The organism is Niallia sp. FSL W8-0177 (genome assembly GCF_038006285.1).
GTDB lineage: Bacteria > Bacillota > Bacilli > Bacillales > Cytobacillaceae > Niallia > Niallia circulans_A.
Genome location: NZ_JBBOUX010000001.1, coordinates 2,225,701 through 2,242,765, shown reverse-complemented (window position 1 = coordinate 2,242,765; position 17,065 = coordinate 2,225,701). Strand labels below are relative to the sequence as shown.

The 17,065-nt window shown below is 36.2% G+C and carries 19 protein-coding genes and 1 pseudogene; 16 read left to right on the top strand and 4 right to left on the bottom strand.

Annotated elements, in window-relative coordinates; translation table 11 throughout:
• Positions 1 to 55: 55 nt before the first annotated feature.
• The gene (locus NST77_RS11090) at positions 56 to 292 is read right to left on the bottom strand and encodes a DUF3977 family protein (RefSeq protein ID WP_095334180.1); all 237 of its coding nucleotides are present in this window, start codon (positions 290 to 292) and stop codon (positions 56 to 58) included.
• Between the two features lie 138 nt (positions 293 to 430).
• Here NST77_RS11090 and NST77_RS11085 point away from each other — a divergent pair, with 138 nt between their 5' ends.
• Positions 431 to 589: a hypothetical protein gene (locus tag NST77_RS11085; protein ID WP_204259912.1), complete on the top strand. Its 159-nt coding sequence runs from the start codon at positions 431 to 433 to the stop codon at positions 587 to 589.
• Positions 590 to 1,021: 432 nt separating this feature from the next.
• Here the strand turns inward: NST77_RS11085 and NST77_RS11080 are convergent, their stop codons facing one another.
• Both NST77_RS11080 and mciZ read right to left on the bottom strand, forming a co-directional pair.
• Entirely contained in the window at positions 1,022 to 1,933 is a 912-nt protein-coding gene (locus tag NST77_RS11080) for an aldo/keto reductase (protein WP_123257869.1), read from the bottom strand.
• A gap of 71 nt (positions 1,934 to 2,004) precedes the next feature.
• Entirely contained in the window at positions 2,005 to 2,145 is a 141-nt protein-coding gene (mciZ, locus tag NST77_RS11075; protein WP_047940302.1) for a Z-ring formation inhibitor MciZ, read from the bottom strand.
• A 90-nt stretch (positions 2,146 to 2,235) separates the two neighbouring features.
• On the opposite strand from mciZ, the gene NST77_RS11070 reads away from it, so the two are divergent.
• Both NST77_RS11070 and NST77_RS11065 read left to right on the top strand, forming a co-directional pair.
• Positions 2,236 to 2,784: an NUDIX domain-containing protein gene (locus tag NST77_RS11070; RefSeq protein WP_123257868.1), complete on the top strand. Its 549-nt coding sequence runs from the start codon at positions 2,236 to 2,238 to the stop codon at positions 2,782 to 2,784.
• A gap of 2 nt (positions 2,785 to 2,786) precedes the next feature.
• Complete coding sequence (locus NST77_RS11065; protein WP_123257867.1) at positions 2,787 to 3,956, top strand: endonuclease Q family protein; 1,170 nt, start codon at positions 2,787 to 2,789, stop codon at positions 3,954 to 3,956.
• Between the two features lie 36 nt (positions 3,957 to 3,992).
• Here NST77_RS11065 and NST77_RS11060 read toward each other — a convergent pair whose 3' ends face one another.
• Positions 3,993 to 4,550 carry a GNAT family N-acetyltransferase gene (locus tag NST77_RS11060; protein WP_163187756.1) on the bottom strand — a complete coding sequence of 186 codons (558 nt, stop codon included), beginning with the start codon at positions 4,548 to 4,550 and terminating at the stop codon, positions 3,993 to 3,995.
• Positions 4,551 to 4,703: 153 nt separating this feature from the next.
• Between NST77_RS11060 and spoIIM the strand changes: the two genes are divergently transcribed.
• From spoIIM to NST77_RS10995, 13 genes and pseudogenes are all read left to right on the top strand, one after another.
• A complete protein-coding gene (gene spoIIM / locus NST77_RS11055) occupies positions 4,704 to 5,372 on the top strand; it encodes a stage II sporulation protein M (protein ID WP_095334169.1) in 669 nt (222 codons plus the stop codon).
• A 144-nt stretch (positions 5,373 to 5,516) separates the two neighbouring features.
• Entirely contained in the window at positions 5,517 to 5,981 is a 465-nt protein-coding gene (fur, locus tag NST77_RS11050; protein WP_095334167.1) for a ferric iron uptake transcriptional regulator, read from the top strand.
• A 233-nt stretch (positions 5,982 to 6,214) separates the two neighbouring features.
• On the top strand, positions 6,215 to 6,445 hold the full coding sequence (locus tag NST77_RS11045) for a YqzK family protein (protein WP_047940308.1): 231 nt from the start codon (positions 6,215 to 6,217) through the stop codon (positions 6,443 to 6,445).
• Positions 6,446 to 6,449: 4 nt separating this feature from the next.
• Complete coding sequence (xerD, locus tag NST77_RS11040; RefSeq protein WP_095334178.1) at positions 6,450 to 7,343, top strand: site-specific tyrosine recombinase XerD; 894 nt, start codon at positions 6,450 to 6,452, stop codon at positions 7,341 to 7,343.
• A gap of 634 nt (positions 7,344 to 7,977) precedes the next feature.
• Positions 7,978 to 8,673 carry a DUF4176 domain-containing protein gene (locus NST77_RS11035; protein ID WP_095334371.1) on the top strand — a complete coding sequence of 232 codons (696 nt, stop codon included), beginning with the start codon at positions 7,978 to 7,980 and terminating at the stop codon, positions 8,671 to 8,673.
• Positions 8,673 to 8,882: a hypothetical protein gene (locus NST77_RS11030; RefSeq protein WP_095334370.1), complete on the top strand. Its 210-nt coding sequence runs from the start codon at positions 8,673 to 8,675 to the stop codon at positions 8,880 to 8,882. The genes NST77_RS11035 and NST77_RS11030 overlap by 1 nt, the downstream gene beginning before the upstream one ends.
• Positions 8,883 to 8,907: 25 nt before the next feature.
• Entirely contained in the window at positions 8,908 to 9,216 is a 309-nt protein-coding gene (locus NST77_RS11025) for a hypothetical protein (RefSeq protein ID WP_123257768.1), read from the top strand.
• On the top strand, positions 9,213 to 10,958 hold the full coding sequence (locus NST77_RS11020; RefSeq protein WP_286167719.1) for a hypothetical protein: 1,746 nt from the start codon (positions 9,213 to 9,215) through the stop codon (positions 10,956 to 10,958). Before NST77_RS11025 ends, NST77_RS11020 begins: the two co-directional genes overlap by 4 nt.
• A gap of 5 nt (positions 10,959 to 10,963) precedes the next feature.
• Positions 10,964 to 11,401, top strand: coding sequence for an SMI1/KNR4 family protein (locus NST77_RS11015; protein ID WP_163186139.1), 438 nt, complete (start codon positions 10,964 to 10,966; stop codon positions 11,399 to 11,401).
• A 611-nt stretch (positions 11,402 to 12,012) separates the two neighbouring features.
• A pseudogene (locus NST77_RS11010) lies at positions 12,013 to 12,310 on the top strand (recombinase family protein); the annotation flags it as partial.
• A gap of 1,207 nt (positions 12,311 to 13,517) precedes the next feature.
• On the top strand, positions 13,518 to 14,702 hold the full coding sequence (gene deoB / locus NST77_RS11005; protein WP_095331741.1) for a phosphopentomutase: 1,185 nt from the start codon (positions 13,518 to 13,520) through the stop codon (positions 14,700 to 14,702).
• Between the two features lie 12 nt (positions 14,703 to 14,714).
• A complete protein-coding gene (locus NST77_RS11000) occupies positions 14,715 to 15,536 on the top strand; it encodes a purine-nucleoside phosphorylase (protein WP_095331743.1) in 822 nt (273 codons plus the stop codon).
• Between the two features lie 165 nt (positions 15,537 to 15,701).
• Complete coding sequence (locus NST77_RS10995; RefSeq protein WP_095331745.1) at positions 15,702 to 17,012, top strand: pyrimidine-nucleoside phosphorylase; 1,311 nt, start codon at positions 15,702 to 15,704, stop codon at positions 17,010 to 17,012.
• The last annotated feature ends 53 nt before the right edge of the window (positions 17,013 to 17,065 follow it).

Sequence of the window (17,065 nt, the reverse complement as noted above, 5' to 3'; positions counted from 1 at the left end):
CGATATTATATTCGCGATTGTGGAGAGGTTTTCCTTTTGGAGATTAAATAAACTTTTAGAGGCTTTTTATTCCAAGTATTAATTTGAAGGATTTTCCATTTTTAGTAGCTTGCTTAAATCCTTCTTTTGAGTCGATAATAAGCACTGTTTTTCCAATCCAAATTCTAGTATATAGTGATTGAAATTTAATAGGTCTCTTTATTCCTTTTTCCTCAAACTCTGTTCCATCTTCTAATTCTGTTTCTGTTCGTATAAGCCATTTGTTGCCTATACCAAATTCTATGTATTTCAAACTGAATCCCCGTTTCTCCTATTTAGTTAAGGTGTTATTTCGATAAGAATAATATATTGGTGTTAAAATAATCGTTCAAAACCAAGATGAAAACCGCTTTTCAAGAGACAGAGCCCAAAAAAGGGTGTCATAAGCAAGATGAAAACCATTATTCAAGAGACAGAGCTCGAAAAGGTGTTCATAAGCAAGATGAAAACCACTATTCAAGAGACAGAGCTCGAAAAAGGTGTTCATATTCGAGATGAAAACCACTATTCAAAAGACAGAGCTCGAAAAAGGTGTTCATATTCGAGATGAAAACCACTTTTCAAAAGACAGAGCTCGAAAAAGGTGTTCATAAGCAAGATGAAAACCATTATTCAAGAGACAGAGCTCGAAAAGGGTGTTCATAAGCAAGATGAAAACCATTATTCAAGAGACAGAGCTCGAAAAAGGTGTTCATAAGCAAGATGAAAACCATTATTCAAGAGACAGAGCCCAAAACTAGCGTTCAAAACCAAGATGAAAACCACTTTTCAATAGATAGAGCCCAAAAAAAAGTGTTCATAAGCAAGATGAAAACCACTTTTCAAAAGACAGTGCTCAAAACTAGCGTTCAAAACCAAGATGAGCTCCGCCCGCCTACAAAAACAATAAGTAAAATTGGCATTCATCCATCATAAAAAATGGTTCATAGAAAAATTCTATGAACCATTCGGGGAACAAGCTCCGTAAAAAACACTTATCCTATTAACGATGTGCTTCATAAACAGATGCTTTGGAAATCTTTTTAATGAATGCTATTTCATCCGCAGATAGAGGGGCACTGTTAACTGCTTTTGCGTTAGCGCGAAGCTGTTCTGCTGAGCTTGCTCCAGCAATGATGCTAGCAACAGCGGGCTGAGCTAAATTATATTGCACGGCAGCCTCTGTAAGTGTACGATTATCTAAGAATTTTTGTTCCAGTGTATGTAACACTTCTGTTAGTTCTTCACCAGAATAATCTAAATAGCCTTTCTCCGATAGTTTTTCACGATATTTAGGGCTTAATAGACCTTTTGCAACCGGTCCGCGAGTGACAACACTAATATTGTTTTCGGCAAGTAATGGCAGTGCTTCTTCCTCAGGACGTCTGTCCAAAATGCTGTATTGCATCATCACAGAAACAATCGAAGAACGTTTCACATATTCGCGAATGACATTAGGACGAATGGAGGAAATGCCATAATAATGAATAAATCCTTCTTCTTTTAATTCTTCAAATGCCTCAATCGTTTCCTCTATCGGATCTGCCATCGTGCCTCCATGCAGCTGATATAAATCAATATAATCTGTGCCAAGGCGCTTTAGGCTTTGTTTTACTTGTTCTTTAATATAGGCTTTACTTGCATCCCAAACCCAGCCTTCTTTTCCTTCTTCCCACTTATTGCCTACCTTTGTAGCAAGAATGACATCTTCGCGATTATTCTTGAAAAACTGACCGAGCAATTGCTCATTTTTCCCTTGATCATATAGATCCGCTGTGTCAAAATAATTAATTCCTTCTTCAAGTGCTGCTTCTAAAATTGGGAAAGCAGTTTTTTCTTCGGTACCGAGACTCATACAGCCTAGACCTAATTTGGAAACAAATAAGTTAGAATTGCCTAATTGAGACTTTTGCAAAATTGAACACCTCTCCACTAAAGATATCTCTTATTGTACGAAAGATGCTGTTTATTCACAAAGAATATGGCTTATTTTTGAGAGCTGTCAGCATTTGCGTTTATCCAATCTTTTACATAAGTAAATTCCGTTTGGTATTTTTTAAGAATATAGCGGATTTCCCAAGCCTTTCCTGATAAAATAATTCCTTTTTCCTGGATATATACTTTCAAAAGCTTCCCCCAATCCTTTCCATTGAACAGAAATGAAGTATAATAATCTATATGTCAGAGCTTTGGCTTAATAGAACAGGAGTGTGTCAAATGAGTACATTGGAAGAAAAAACATTAAAAACAGAGCATATTTATAGCGGGAGAATCATTCAAGTTCAAGTGGATGAGGTCGAATTGCCGAATGGGAAAACGTCCACGCGCGAACTTGTAAAGCATCCAGGCGCGGTTGCTGTAATAGCGATAACGGATGATAATAAACTAGTTATGGTAGAACAATATCGAAAGCCGCTTGAAAAAGTAATTGTGGAGATTCCTGCTGGGAAATTAGAAAAAGACGAAGAACCAGCTCTTTGTGCTAGAAGAGAGTTAGAAGAAGAGACGGGATATGAATGTGAATCTCTGGAATTGGTAAGCTCATTCTATACTTCCCCAGGATTTGCTGATGAAATTATTCATGTATATGTGGCAAAAGGATTAAAGCAAAAAGAAAATGCAGCCGGACTTGATGAAGATGAGTTTGTGAATGTATTAGAAATTACACTAGATGAGGCATTGGAATTTATCAAAGAAAAGCGTATTTTTGATGCTAAAACGATTTTTGGGGTACAATATTTACAAATTGCAAATTTAAAGGAGTAAAAATGAATTCGTATTACACTGATTTACATATCCATATTGGTAGAACAAAGAGCCGGAAACCGGTAAAAATAACAGCATCAAGAAACTTAACTTTAACGGCAATCATAGAATATGCCAGTAAGCAAAAAGGTCTTGATATGATTGGGATCATTGATTGCCATTCTCCTGAAGTAATATCGGAAATGGAGGAGTTAATAGCACAAGGGAAGATGCTGGAATTAGCCGATGGTGGGGTAAGAATGGAAGGGATTACGATTATTCTTGGCTCAGAGCTCGAAATATATGATTCTTTCTGTAAGGGTCCTATTCATGTGCTATGCTATCTACCGACATTGGCTAAAATGAAGGAATTTTCTAATTGGATTTCTCACCATATGAAAAATGTAACATTAAGCTCGCAGCGCCTTTATATCAGTGGAAAGGAATTACAGTATAAAGTAAAGGAATTAAATGGATTATTCGTTCCTGCCCATGTCTTCACACCGTTTAAAAGTTTATATGGCAGCGGAGTTAATCGTTCCTTTAAAGAAGTTTTAGACGAGAAAATGATTGATGGGATTGAGCTTGGTTTGAGTTCTGATACCGAGATGGCAGACCAAATCAGAGAATTACATTCTTTTTCATTTATAACCAATTCTGATGCCCATTCTTTAGAAAAAATGGCTCGGGAATATCAGGTCATGGAAATGGAGGACGCTTCTTTTGCTGAATTTGCAAAAGTTCTTCATCAAGAAGAAGGTAGAAAAATTATTGCCAATTATGGATTAGATCCGAAATTAGGTAAATATCACGAAACAGTTTGCATGAAATGCTATGCTCCATTTTCGGAAGCGACAGGGATCTGCACAGAATGCGGAAGTCATAAATGGGTAAAAGGGGTGGCAGCAAGAATTAGCGATTTAAAAGATGCAGCCAGTGCACCTAGTAGACCTCCGTATATTCATCAAATTCCGTTAGAATATATACCTGGATTAGGAAAAAAAACGCTGCAAAAATTGCTAGATTATTTTTCAACTGAAATGCAAATCATTCATGAAGCCCCCTATGAAAAGCTAGTGGAGGTTGTGCCAAAGAAAGTGGCAGATTATATTGTTGCAGCGAGAACGGGAATGGTAGACTTGCAAGTTGGCGGGGGCGGCAAATACGGCAAGGTTAGAGTAGATAAGTTATAGCAAAAATCCCACATCACAATTGTGGGATTTTCTGCATTATGCCAAAGAATAAAGACAAATATCTCTTAATTCTGCTGTATCGGCACTTAGTGTTTCATTTTTCAAAATCCCATCTAATGAGAAGCCAAGTTTTTCTGGGATAGCACGGCTTTTCATGTTGGTGGAATCTACTCGTATCTCAATACGATTAGCCTCAAGTGTACTTTGTGCGAACTGTATTAATGCTTTTGTACTCTCGGTAATATAGCCTTTTCCTGTATGAGCTGAATCACACCAATAGCCTATTTCAAACACGCGGACTTTCCAATCGATCGAATGTAGACCGGTTGATCCAATAAATTCATTTGTTGCTTTTAAATAAATATGTAATCGAATAGCTTCTCTTAAAATATATTTGGCATATGATTCTCGTACGCCTGCTTCCACTTCCTCTAGTGTTTGCTCCTGATTGGCAAAACTCATCCAAGGTTTAAAGTCTTCTTTAGACCGCTGAATGCTTTCATATACATCTTTGCCATCTCCTGGCATACAGGGGCGTATGACTAGCCTGTCTGTTTCGATCGTTTCTGGTAAATCGATTAATATTGGTTTCAAAACACTCACCTCCATTTGTTAATCTATCTATCTCTATAATCAATAATATAATAATCTTATTATTTTTTCATTTCTATTAATAATAGATTTATAGTCATATGCCCTTTTTTTTTGCATAAACATTAACTAACAGAATTGGCGGGAGGAAAGGCAATGAAAAAGAAAAAATATCAGAATATCCTAGTGAATCATATACGCGAACATTCCTCAATTTATTTATTTATCATTGTATTGTTTTTAATGGGGGTTATTTTTGGTGCAATTGTAGTGAATAGTTTGTCTCTCTCCCAAAAGGAAGATCTCTATTATTATTTAACACAGTTTTTTGGACAGGTTTCAAATGGACAGGTAGCGGACAGTAAAGATTTGTTTTTTCAAAGCTTTTCGCATAATAGTAAGTATATAGGTTTTATTTGGCTGTTAGGTATTTCGATCATTGGATTGCCTATTATTTTAATTCTACTATTTATTAAAGGGATGGTAGTTGGTTTCACGGTTGGCTTTTTAGTAAATCAAATGGGATGGCATGGATTTTTACTATCATTTGTGTCGGTTCTGCCACAAAATCTAATTGTTATTCCAATTTTTATAATTTCTGCTACACTATCAGTAGCATTCTCTTTTAAAATGATTCGCCAGCAATTTATGAAGAAAAAGGGAGAACCAATGCTGCCGCTGTTTGCTAGATATACTATTCTTCTAATAATGGCCTTTATAGTAATCGGCATTGCTGCTGCAGTAGAGGCATATATTTCGCCATTATTAATGAAAGCTGTCATTAATATGGTACAATCTATTATTATTACTATCCCTTTTGGATAGTGGGAAGCTTGTTGATTTATTATCAATGATAGTCATTATAAATTAATAATTATTATTAATTGTTATTTATAATAATTTTTATTAGGATTCTTTTCCTACTTCTGTTATAATGAGATGGACAGTGGCTAGGGAGGGACTTTCGGAATGGAAAGTAGAATAGATAGAATAAAAAAGCTGTTGCATTCTTCGAGCTATAAATTAACTCCCCAAAGGGAAGCAACAGTTCGAGTATTATTAGAAAATGAAGAAGACCATCTCAGTGCAGAAGATGTATACTTACTCGTTAAAGAGAAATCTCCTGAAATTGGATTGGCAACCGTATATCGCACACTTGAACTACTAACGGAATTGAAGATTGTTGATAAAATAAATTTTGGTGACGGTGTTTCTAGGTATGATTTGAGACAAGAAGGTGCAGCCCACTTTCATCACCATTTAGTATGTATTGAATGTGGAGCAGTGGATGAAATTCAAGAAGATTTACTAGGAGATGTAGAGAAATTAGTAGAGCGTGACTGGAATTTTAAAATTAAAGATCATCGTCTAACATTTCATGGTATTTGTCATCGTTGCACGGAAAAAAGCGAGGATGTTTCATCCGCAGAATAAACCTTTTCAGTAGAGAAGGTTTTTTATTTTTGTTAATTACTAATCGAAAATAGGAATGTTACCTTTATCGCATTTACATAAGATACCAAATGAAAAAGTGGAAGTAAATTATTCAACGCATAACGCTTTAAATAATATTTATTTCTATTATAATAAGAATAATAGGTCCATTAGGTATATTAAATGTCCAATCTGGCATAGCTTGTATTATAGAAGTTATGGAGGGATTTTGGATGAGATGGACAAAAGCAATTATAAATACACTAAAAGTATTTCTCCTATTTACAGGATGTACGATTCTTTTTTATTATGCAATCGTTTGGTTTAATCAAGAATATCAACAACTACATCGCTATGATGAGCCATCAGGTTCTGCCATCAAGGTGAATGCAGATAATAGTCTGGAAACAGAAAAATATTCATGGAGGGATCGAATATTCCTGTTTTACTTAAATGGGGAATAGTCCTATGGAAGATCAATTAAAAGATTTTATACATTATTTATTAGTGGAAAAGGGTTTAGCGAGTAATACACTTGTATCATATGAAAGAGACTTGAAAAGCTATATAAAATATATGAAAAATGTAGAACAATGTAATCTCAAAGAAATACAGCGTTCCCACATTATTCGCTTTTTAGGTTTTTTAAAGGACCAAGGAAAGTCCTCTAAAACAATCGCACGACATATAGCATCTATTCGTGCATTTCATCAATTTTTATTCCGCGATCGTGTGCTTGAAGAGGATCCAACTGTACATATTGAAACACCGCAGGCAGAAAGAACATTGCCAAAAGTTCTTTCTATGGAGGAAGTAGAAGCACTGCTTGATTTTCCTCATAAAAATGACCATTATGGACTCAGAGATAAAGCGATGCTTGAGCTTCTCTATGCAACAGGAATCCGTGTGAGTGAGTTGATCAATTTAAATATGGATGATGTTCATCTTACAATGGGGTTTATCCGCTGTATAGGAAAAGGGAACAAAGAAAGAATCATCCCTATTGGCGGAGCAGCTACGAGGGCATTGGAGGATTATTTGCATCAAGGGAGACCAACATTTTTAAACCAAAAGAAATCCACGGAGCATTCCTTGTTCTTAAATCACCATGGCAATCGATTAACAAGACAAGGCTTTTGGAAAATTTTAAAGCGTTTAGGGAAGGAAGCCCATATTGAAAAAGAAATAACACCGCACACATTAAGACATTCGTTTGCAACTCATTTATTAGAAAATGGTGCTGATTTAAGAGCGGTGCAGGAAATGCTCGGTCATGCTGATATCTCGACAACTCAAATATACACCCATGTAACAAAAACTAGATTGAAAGATGTATATAGTCAATTTCATCCTCGTGCCTAGTGGGCGGGAGAGAGTTTTTATTTAAAAGGGTAAATAGTAAGGAGAAAAAGACACTGTCAGCAACTTATAAAACAGTAGCAGGAAAAGTATAGTTTACGGATAGCTCCTTGGATAAATTGAAGTCTTGGGGCTATTTTTGTTGTATTTAAATGTACTCTTCTTCATCAGCTTCATTCAAATATAGTTTTTTTTACTCGGCTCCATTTCCATATATTTTGTTTATTCGGATAAGAATTCTCTAAGTATTTGTATCTTTCTAAAAGTCCTCAATTCTAAGTATTCTTTCAATAAATCCTCATTAAGAAAACTCCTTTTTTCGTTATTTAACTTTCACATTTATAAAAGCAATAAAATATTAAATCCATTTCATCCTTATAAGGCTCAAGGATTGCAGGATTTCAAAAAATATACTAAGGAGGATAGAATCTAATTTTAGAAAATTTAGTAGGAAAAAGCAAAACTAGCGTTTGTCAGTAAAATTATTAGTAGATAGCATTTGAATGAAGAGTTATTTAGGAAAATAAAGGAATATAAGTAGGTCTTTGGTATTTAGCTATTTTTCACCTTATCATTTTCCATTCCCTCATTTATAATATATGTATGTAAAATATTTACATGGCAGGGAGGGAGCCATTTGAATGATAGAAAACAGTTAAAGGCGTTGGCAATGAAAAAAATAGCTCAGCTCATGGATTCTTTATCCGATGAATCAAAGGATAAATATCGTACGGCAATCCATGCGTTTGCTGACTTATATCTGGAGGACGAGCTCGTCTTTCGGGAACTCTATTTTGCTTATAAGCAAGGGCTCCGTTCCTATGATATAAAGAGCACCAACCAGGAGGCCATTTATTATAGAAAAGAGGATAAGGAGCATGTGATTCAGTTTAGACAGTCCCATTATCGTTTACAGGACCATCTTTTCTTCCCCTTCGTTACTTCCTGCATAGAAATAATGAGAGAAGTGCTGCCATTAGGGTCAGTTGTGGAACTGAATCCACTTTACTTTCTGCCAGAACAGCAAACTTCTTCAGCAGCCAAAATTGTCATCACTAAACGTTATACCGTCCCAACAGGCTATCAAACGTTTTTTCCGTACGGCGGTGTGGTTTATCCTGTAGGAGAAATGAAGAAAGATGCTATCCTTTATTTCACAGAGCCTTTGATTACAAATGTCCTACATATGGGTTTTAAAGATGAGATGGAAGAAGCATTTGAACTGCTTATGAAAGAAGAGCTAGTTGTAGAAAAAAAGATGACATCAATTGAGTTTTCCGCACAGGACATGCAATCGTTACAAGTGGAAATGGAAAGAGCTGGTGAAAGATAATGGCAAACTATACGTCAAGCTTTTCCTCTAGCTTAGTATCAAATATGATCTCTTTTTTGGAAGATGCCAAAGAGGGCATACAGAAAAATTTTGAGCAAATGGACTTAGAAAATGCCTCAGTGGAAGAAGAGATGCGGGAAAAAATAGAAGAAATGATTAGAGAACTGAATCGACTGATTGTCGCTATTGAATCCGTTCCTTTTAGATGAGAAAATAGGAGAGAGGAGTTTACCATTGGGAACCGCACAGATAAAGATGGATATCCGTGAGTTACAGGCAACTTTACAAACCCTGCAATCCAGTATCGATGAGTTTAGTAGTTACACAGACACCTTTCGTACAGGCACAAGAAATCAGCTGAAAAACTTTCATTCTGATTTCATCGATAAAGTAGATGCTATTCTGGATCATATGAATAATGATGTAAATAAAGAGTTAGTAAAAAATATGCATGCTGTCTATACAGCCGGTAAAAGCATATTGGAAGAAATGACAAAGGCAGACGAAGAAATCGGCAAGGACATTCGGAGCGGCCAGTCATGAAAAGGGACTTAAAAATTAACTATGGGATTCTGGATCAGATCATTGAACAGCTTCATACATATAAGCGGGCCCTTCTTCAGATGCAGACTTCTCTCCATACGATAGCAGGCTATACAGAGAGGAACGCGGGAAAGAGTCTGGAAGCCTGGGAAGATCTTATGCAGGAATCCAAGAAAAATATCCAAAGCTACCAGACGCAAATAGAGGATTTATTAACATTGTTTGAAAACTATGTGGCTGATACAACGGCCTATATTACCCCTATTTCCAGAAACAGCATGATGAGAGTCGATCGGAACGATATTTGGGGGAATCTCACCCAAATTGAATGGGGAGTAACCTATAGACTTAGCCGTGCCATTCAGGAAACGTATCGGTCCCCCAGCCTTCTATTTAGTCTGTTTGACGATACAGATCTGGAAGAAAGAGAGCGAAGCAGATATAATAAACAGCAGCTGGAAAGCATTCGAAATGATATGGAATCTGTTCAATCCAGGTTAAAAAATAAAATGGAAGAGCTGTGGGATCTCTATGAATCAAAAGTAAAAAAGTATGAAAATACAGATGATGAATATGCAAACAAGGCCTCTCAGGTCAAGGATCGCTATACAACTTTCTCTGAAAAGGTAAGCGATGTGATTTCTGTAACAGCAGAGGGAGCTTGGGATTTTGTAAAGGGGCTCGCGGTAGCGATTTATGAGATAGCCAAAGGCCTTATTACGCTTGTGATCGATGCTGGAATCGTAGCCGCATCAGGAATCATTCCAGATTCTATAGAGCCGGATTTTCTAAAAAAAGCTTCTACGAAAAGGATAGAGAGTGCTACAGAAACGCTCGATGCGATTATACACGATCCCGCAATCGTCCTTGAATCGATGGCGCAGTCTATAACAGACACCGCTGAAAAAGAAGGGATCATGTATGTATCGGGAAGTGCAGCCACTTCCTTCCTCCCATATGTCGGCCAAGCAAAATACCTTAAGCTGTTAAAAGGAGAAAAAAGTAAAAATAAAACCAACGGAATCCGTTCAGCCATTTCACAAAAAACAACAGAATCGCTCCAACGGATCGATGGAAGGAAGAAAGAGAACAGCCTATGGCCTAATGGCATAAAAAATAGTGGAAAACAATATGTCCAAGAAGTCACCCACTTCTTTAGACAAAACTTCATGCCCAATCCGTCCTTCCAACTAAGCACAGCGAATCAGGCTCCTGTCAATGTGTGGAGCAGAGCCACGATAGAAAATCGGATGGATTCAATCGTTCCGGCTTCTTTGAGGAAAGTGGAAGGGAAGGGGACTACTAAGGGTACGGTAAAAATTGATTACGATTTAGCTAAAGATTATATTAGAGATGTTGAGTCAAAAACTGGATTGAAACTTCATAAATCACAAATAGAAAGATTAAAGGGTACTTTAAGAGAAAATAAATATGAAAAAATGACACCATTGGAAACTTTAAAACACAGGAATAAATTCAATAGTGTGAAAAATAAATTGATTAAAGAATGGGAAGAAAACACGGGACAAACTTGGCCAAGATATACTGAGGAAATTTATGATAAAAAAGGTAGATTAGCAAGGGATATAGGTCAACCATATGATGCTCATCATATTATAGAAAATAATATTGGCGGTCCTCACGAATGGTGGAATATACATCCCGCTAAATTTCCTGATGAACACCAGGCAGGGATTCATGGTAAGGGTTCGCCATCAAATAAGTTATTTCCAAGGAGGTAGTTTTAATGGCTACATTTGATTTTGTGAAAAATGATAAGCATAAATTTATTAGACTACAAGAAAACGAACTGTTAGATGCGGAAGAAAGACTTGGGTTTGAGTTACCTAATGAACTTAGAGATTTTTACTTAGAAGTTGGGTATGGCTTTATAAAAGGAAGCGATGGGAACGCAATAAATAGAATTATGGATCCAGATACTATAGCTGATATTACTTTGAGAGAAGGTATTTACGAGTTTGATCCAGATTTAGAAGGAATATATGAGGACGATGATAAATTAGTGTTTTATGAAGTAAACGAGGGTGTATATTTAACTCTTGATTTAAATACTCCACAACAAACTCCTGTATATTTTTTTGAAACCCAAATTGCTGGTTCATTGGAGGAATTTATAAGAAAGGTTGATGAGGATGCAGAGTACTTTAGGGATATGGTTGATTAATACTTCGGGTTCTCAGCAATAAAATATAAAAGTAAGCGTAAAATAGTCCACACATACTACTCACGTATGGACTGTTACGCTTGAAAAGTTGTTTTAAAGGTAATGAAATAAAAGCAGTATTAAACGAAAATGATGTAGATGTTTTTAAGACTCTTTATAGATTTTTTTATGGAAATCTTACGTTGCACAACTAAATTATATAGGAAGTAAAACATTGAATAGAGCATTTGATTGTCTACTTATGGCAACAAGTGCTTTTTGTTAGAAATGTAACTTTGGACAAATTAAAATGTCTACATGAAATTCATAACTCATGAAGGTAGTACCATCAAGGCATTCTGTTTTAATACTTGCTTTGCGAGAGTAGTACGATAAATAGGCGAGATGACATTTTACATGGCAGGAATAGTTATGATATGGAATGGTTGACAAACTAACGAGATTGACAAAGCTCGTGGCGATAAAAGGTAGGTTACGTAAGAAGGTTACTAGTTTAGCAACAGGGCAGACAAAAATTGGGTTGTATTTTTAAAAGAGACGGTCGTATAATACTCGCTATTCGCTAAAAAGCGTTACGAAAATTAAAATTTATGTAACGGGAGGGTGAGAAGTTGAACGTTGTTGGGTATAATACGTGTCTCGACACAAGGGCAAGCAAAAGATGGATACAGCTTGAAATATCAAGAAGATGAAATTAAAGGGTATTGTAAAGAACAAGGCTGGAACTTGATCCATATTTTTAGAGAGGAAGGAATTAGTGGTGCAAAACTGAATGAAGAAGCATTAGAAATTGACAGGGTGGGCTTACAGGAAATGTTGGCTCACCTTTCGTCTGTCCAAGTTGATTATGTGGTAGTACTGAACACAAGCCGATTATGGAGGTCGGATATAGTCAAACTAAAGGAACATATTCTTATTATTACTGAATTTATGGGACCAGTTCAGTAATATTCAGAAGTATGTTACAGAATTAACTATAAGCACTTGATTCTTATTAGGAATCAGGTGTTTTTGTTTTTTTAGAAATATTAACTTTGGACGTTATTGGATATTACTTTTTACTGAAATTCATAGCTTAAAACAACACACTTTACGTTACGCATTGTTTATCGCCACGAGCTTTGTCGTTCTCGACAACTACCCCTGCCATATAAAATGTCATGTCGCCTATTTATCGTACTTCTCACAAAATCCAAATATAAAATCAATACTCCATGATGGTACTACTTCATTGGTTAAGAAAATTAACTTATAGTTGTATTTTTACTATAGACGATCGTAAAATATTCGCTATTGGTTTTAAAATGGTAAATATTTAATCTGCCAGTGAAAAGGTAAGATTGTGGTAGGAAGGAATGAATGATTTATATTTTTTAGAACCAAAAGTATCAGGTGGCCAGGGGGAATATACCATTTAGGGAATAGAAGAAGAAATTGCAACAGAAGAGAGGGGATATCAGAACAGATAAAATATTTACATTATGAATTTGAAGGATGGATAGGAGCTAACCTTTTAGAGTCAACTCCTGCCTTCATCGTGCCAAGTAAACTTGGAACAGAATTAGAGAATAGTGATTTTATCGATTACAAAGTCAGATGAGTTTATAGAAATATATCCAGATAAAGAAATTCCACATTTAGCAGACGTATTCTGCTTGGTAAAATGGAAGTAGAAGAAGAGAATTTTAAAAATTTGGTGAGGACCTCCTTTCTGTTTACCCCCTAAAGGCGAGTTAGTTGTAACTCTTCCACCTCTAACACAGGAATAAATTATATAAAACCATAGAGATATAAACAATTAGACTGACCTAGCAATATGGTGCAGTGATAAAACATCTTTGAGTTAGAACTTTGTTTAAGTGTACCGTTCAAAGGTGTTTTATGGGGCTCATTTATTTAGGTTAGTCAACTTCGAACAGTGTTCTTTTTTCTTTTCATCTGAAAAAAGGTATAATGAATAAGAAAATGGAAAACAATTTTTATTTTTCTAAAATGAAGATAACAATCTTGAAAAAGATGTCAGACTTCTGACGATTATGCTATAATTTTTATGGTTAATAAAGATACATATAGTAGGACAAAATAGGTTAAATCATATGGTAAAAGGAGGAAAAAGATGTCAACATATAAATATAATCGCGTTTTCTTAATTGTAATGGATTCTGTAGGAATTGGCGAGGCACCTGATGCGAAAAAATTTAATGATGAAGGAGCACATACATTAGGGCATATTGCTCAAAGAATGAATGGTCTTCATATGCCGAACATGGCGAAATTAGGTCTTAGTAATATTGAGGAAATTGCTGGTGTTGAGCGTGCTGATAATCCACTTGCTTATTATACAAAAATGCAAGAAGCATCAAACGGAAAAGATACCATGACTGGACACTGGGAGATAATGGGTCTAAACATTGCAACACCATTCCGCGTATTCCCGGAAGGATTCCCAGATGAACTATTAAATGAAATCGAAAAAAAATCTGGACGCAAGATTATTGGAAATAAACCAGCTAGTGGAACGGAAATTCTAGATGAGCTAGGTGAAGAACATATGAAGACCGGTGCTTTAATCGTCTACACCTCAGCAGATTCTGTACTGCAAATTGCTGCACATGAAGACATTGTTCCTTTAGATGAATTGTATCGTATTTGTGAATTAGCAAGAGAATTGACACTCGATGAGAAATATATGGTTGGTCGCATTATTGCTAGACCATTTATTGGCGAACCAGGCAACTTTAAACGTACTGCAAATCGTCATGACTATGCCCTAAAGCCATTTGATCGGACAGTAATGAATGAATTGAAAGACAATCAAATTGAGAGTATTGCTATTGGGAAAATCTCTGATATTTATGATGGAGAAGGTGTGACCAAATCATTGAGAACGGTCTCTAACATGGATGGGATGGACAAACTAGTAGATACATTAAAAATGGATTTTACAGGTCTAAGCTTCTTAAATTTAGTAGATTTTGATGCTTTATTTGGACATAGAAGAGACCCAATTGGCTATGGAAAGGCATTAGAGGAGTATGATGCTAGACTGCCAGAAGTATTGGAATTACTGAAGGAAGATGATTTGTTAATCATTACCGCAGATCATGGAAATGATCCTATCCATCATGGGACAGATCATACAAGAGAGTATGTGCCGTTATTAGTATATAGCAAATCTTTAAAGGAACCGAAAGAACTGCCTCTACGTAAAACGTTTGCTGATATTGGAGCAACGGTAGCAGATAATTTCAGCGTGAAGATGCCAAAGCATGGCACAAGCTTCTTAAATGACTTAATATAAGGGGAATAAAAAATGAATTATACGATGATTAAGCAATCAGCTGATTTTTTAAAACAAAAGTATGCAAAAACACCTAAAATTGGTTTAATTCTTGGCTCTGGCTTAGGAGTTCTTGCAGAAGAAATCGAAAATCCAGTAAAAATACCTTATGAAGAAATCCCAGAATTTCCGGTATCAACAGTAGAAGGTCACGCTGGACAACTTGTATTCGGTACAATTAAGGGGATCGAAGTGGTAGCAATGCAAGGTCGTTTCCACTTTTATGAAGGGTATACATTTGATAAAGTAACTTTCCCTGTTCGCGTTATGAAGGAATTAGGAGTAGAAAAATTAATTGTAACTAATGCTGCAGGCGGGGTGAATGAAAACTTTGCACCTGGTGATTTAATGCTAATCTCTGATCATATTAATAATATGGGCACCAATCCATTAATCGGACCAAATGACAGTAAGTTAGGGGTGAGATTCCCTGATATGTCAGAAGCATATTGCAAAAGTCTGCGTGAAACAGCACGCAAGGTCGCAAGCAGTATTGGACTGAGTATTCAGGAGGGTGTCTATGTGGGAAACACAGGTCCATCATATGAAACGCCAGCAGAAGTAAGAATGCTTCGCGTATTAGGCGGCGATGCAGTGGGGATGTCGACTGTTCCAGAAGTAATAGTCGCTCGTCATGCAGGTCTGAAAGTATTAGGGATTTCTTGTATTTCTAATATGGCTGCAGGTATTCTAGATCAACCACTGAATCATGAAGAAGTAATTGAAACAACAGAAAAGGTAAAAGCAAACTTCCTGCAATATGTGAAAGAGCTAATTAAACATATAGGTGCATAATGAAGTTTTCATCCTAAAGAGTTACTGATTTACCGGTAACTCTTTAGACAGCTATATTTTTACACCGTTTACATAAATCAAAAAATTAAAAAAAGCAGTAATTTGACTTGAATTTTTGCAAATTTAAAGAAAATAATTCCATACATATGAAGGAGAATTCAAATTATGGCATTCAGAATGGTCGATTTAATTGAGAAGAAAAGGAACGGTTTAGAATTATCCAAAGAAGAAATCTCTTTTATTATTAAAGGCTATACAGATGGAACGATTCCTGATTATCAAATGAGTGCATTTAGTATGGCTGTGTTTTTTCAAGATATGACAGCAGCTGAACGTGCTGAATTAACAATGGCAATGGTTCATTCAGGAGATGTCATTGATTTATCTGCCATTGAAGGAATTAAAGTGGATAAACATTCAACTGGGGGAGTTGGCGATACTACCACATTAGTATTGGGACCATTAGTGGCATCAGTAGGTGTTCCAGTGGCGAAAATGAGTGGAAGAGGACTCGGTCATACTGGTGGAACCATCGATAAATTAGAATCAGTAAAAGGTTTCCATGTGGAAATAGAAAAAGAAGCGTTTATTGATCTAGTAAATAAGAATAAATTAGCGGTTATTGGACAAAGTGGGAACCTCACTCCTGCTGATAAGAAATTATATGCTTTACGAGATGTAACCGCGACTGTTAACAGTATTCCATTGATTGCCAGCAGTATCATGAGTAAGAAAATTGCAGCAGGTGCGGATGCTATTTGCTTAGATGTGAAAACAGGTGCTGGAGCATTTATGAAAACATTGGATGCATCCAGAGAGCTTGCTGAAGCAATGGTGCAAATAGGGAATAATGTGGGCAGGAAAACAATGGCGGTTATTTCTGATATGAGTCAGCCTTTAGGATATGCAATCGGAAATGCACTAGAAGTAAAAGAGGCAATTGATACATTAAAGGGGCATGGACCAGAAGATTTGACGGAACTATGTTTAACCTTAGGAAGTCATATGGTCTATTTAGCTGGAAAGGCAGAATCAACGGATAGAGCGAGAGAAATGCTGCAAGAGGTAATAGATAATGGCAAAGCGCTCGAAACGTTTAAAATTTTCTTAAGTTCCCAAGGTGGTGATGCTTCTGTTGTGGATCAAACAGATTTATTACCTAAAGCTAAATTTATAACGGAGCTTCCAGCAAGAGAATCAGGCTATGTCGCAGAAATAACAGCGGACAGCATTGGGACTGCTGCTATGTTATTAGGAGCTGGCCGAGCAACAAAAGAGTCAGAAATTGATCTGGCGGTAGGCTTAGTTTTACGCAAGAAAATAGGAGATAAAGTGGAGGCTGGCGAATCACTCGTTACAATTTATAGCAATACTGAAGAAGTAGACGATGTAATAAAAAAATTGGTTGAAAATATAAAGCTTTCACCCAATGAAGTAAAAGCCCCTACACTAATTTATGAAATAATTACAGAATAAGAAGAAAAGACTCACGTTTGAAGCTAGCGTAATTGCTGATCATTTGTGAGTCT

What these genes read in the sequence shown, in the direction of transcription:
- NST77_RS11030 (WP_095334370.1), top strand. Translation starts at nt 8,673, where the DNA reads ATGGCAAACTATACGTCAAGCTTTTCCTCTAGCTTAGTATCAAATATG.
- NST77_RS11000 (WP_095331743.1), top strand. Translation starts at nt 14,715, where the DNA reads ATGAATTATACGATGATTAAGCAATCAGCTGATTTTTTAAAACAAAAG.
- NST77_RS11020 (WP_286167719.1), top strand. Translation starts at nt 9,213, where the DNA reads ATGAAAAGGGACTTAAAAATTAACTATGGGATTCTGGATCAGATCATT.
- NST77_RS11070 (WP_123257868.1), top strand. Translation starts at nt 2,236, where the DNA reads ATGAGTACATTGGAAGAAAAAACATTAAAAACAGAGCATATTTATAGC.
- NST77_RS11085 (WP_204259912.1), top strand. Translation starts at nt 431, where the DNA reads ATGAAAACCATTATTCAAGAGACAGAGCTCGAAAAGGTGTTCATAAGC.
- NST77_RS11015 (WP_163186139.1), top strand. Translation starts at nt 10,964, where the DNA reads ATGGCTACATTTGATTTTGTGAAAAATGATAAGCATAAATTTATTAGA.
- NST77_RS10995 (WP_095331745.1), top strand. Translation starts at nt 15,702, where the DNA reads ATGGCATTCAGAATGGTCGATTTAATTGAGAAGAAAAGGAACGGTTTA.
- deoB (WP_095331741.1), top strand. Translation starts at nt 13,518, where the DNA reads ATGTCAACATATAAATATAATCGCGTTTTCTTAATTGTAATGGATTCT.
- xerD (WP_095334178.1), top strand. Translation starts at nt 6,450, where the DNA reads ATGGAAGATCAATTAAAAGATTTTATACATTATTTATTAGTGGAAAAG.
- spoIIM (WP_095334169.1), top strand. Translation starts at nt 4,704, where the DNA reads ATGAAAAAGAAAAAATATCAGAATATCCTAGTGAATCATATACGCGAA.
- NST77_RS11045 (WP_047940308.1), top strand. Translation starts at nt 6,215, where the DNA reads ATGAGATGGACAAAAGCAATTATAAATACACTAAAAGTATTTCTCCTA.
- NST77_RS11065 (WP_123257867.1), top strand. Translation starts at nt 2,787, where the DNA reads ATGAATTCGTATTACACTGATTTACATATCCATATTGGTAGAACAAAG.
- fur (WP_095334167.1), top strand. Translation starts at nt 5,517, where the DNA reads ATGGAAAGTAGAATAGATAGAATAAAAAAGCTGTTGCATTCTTCGAGC.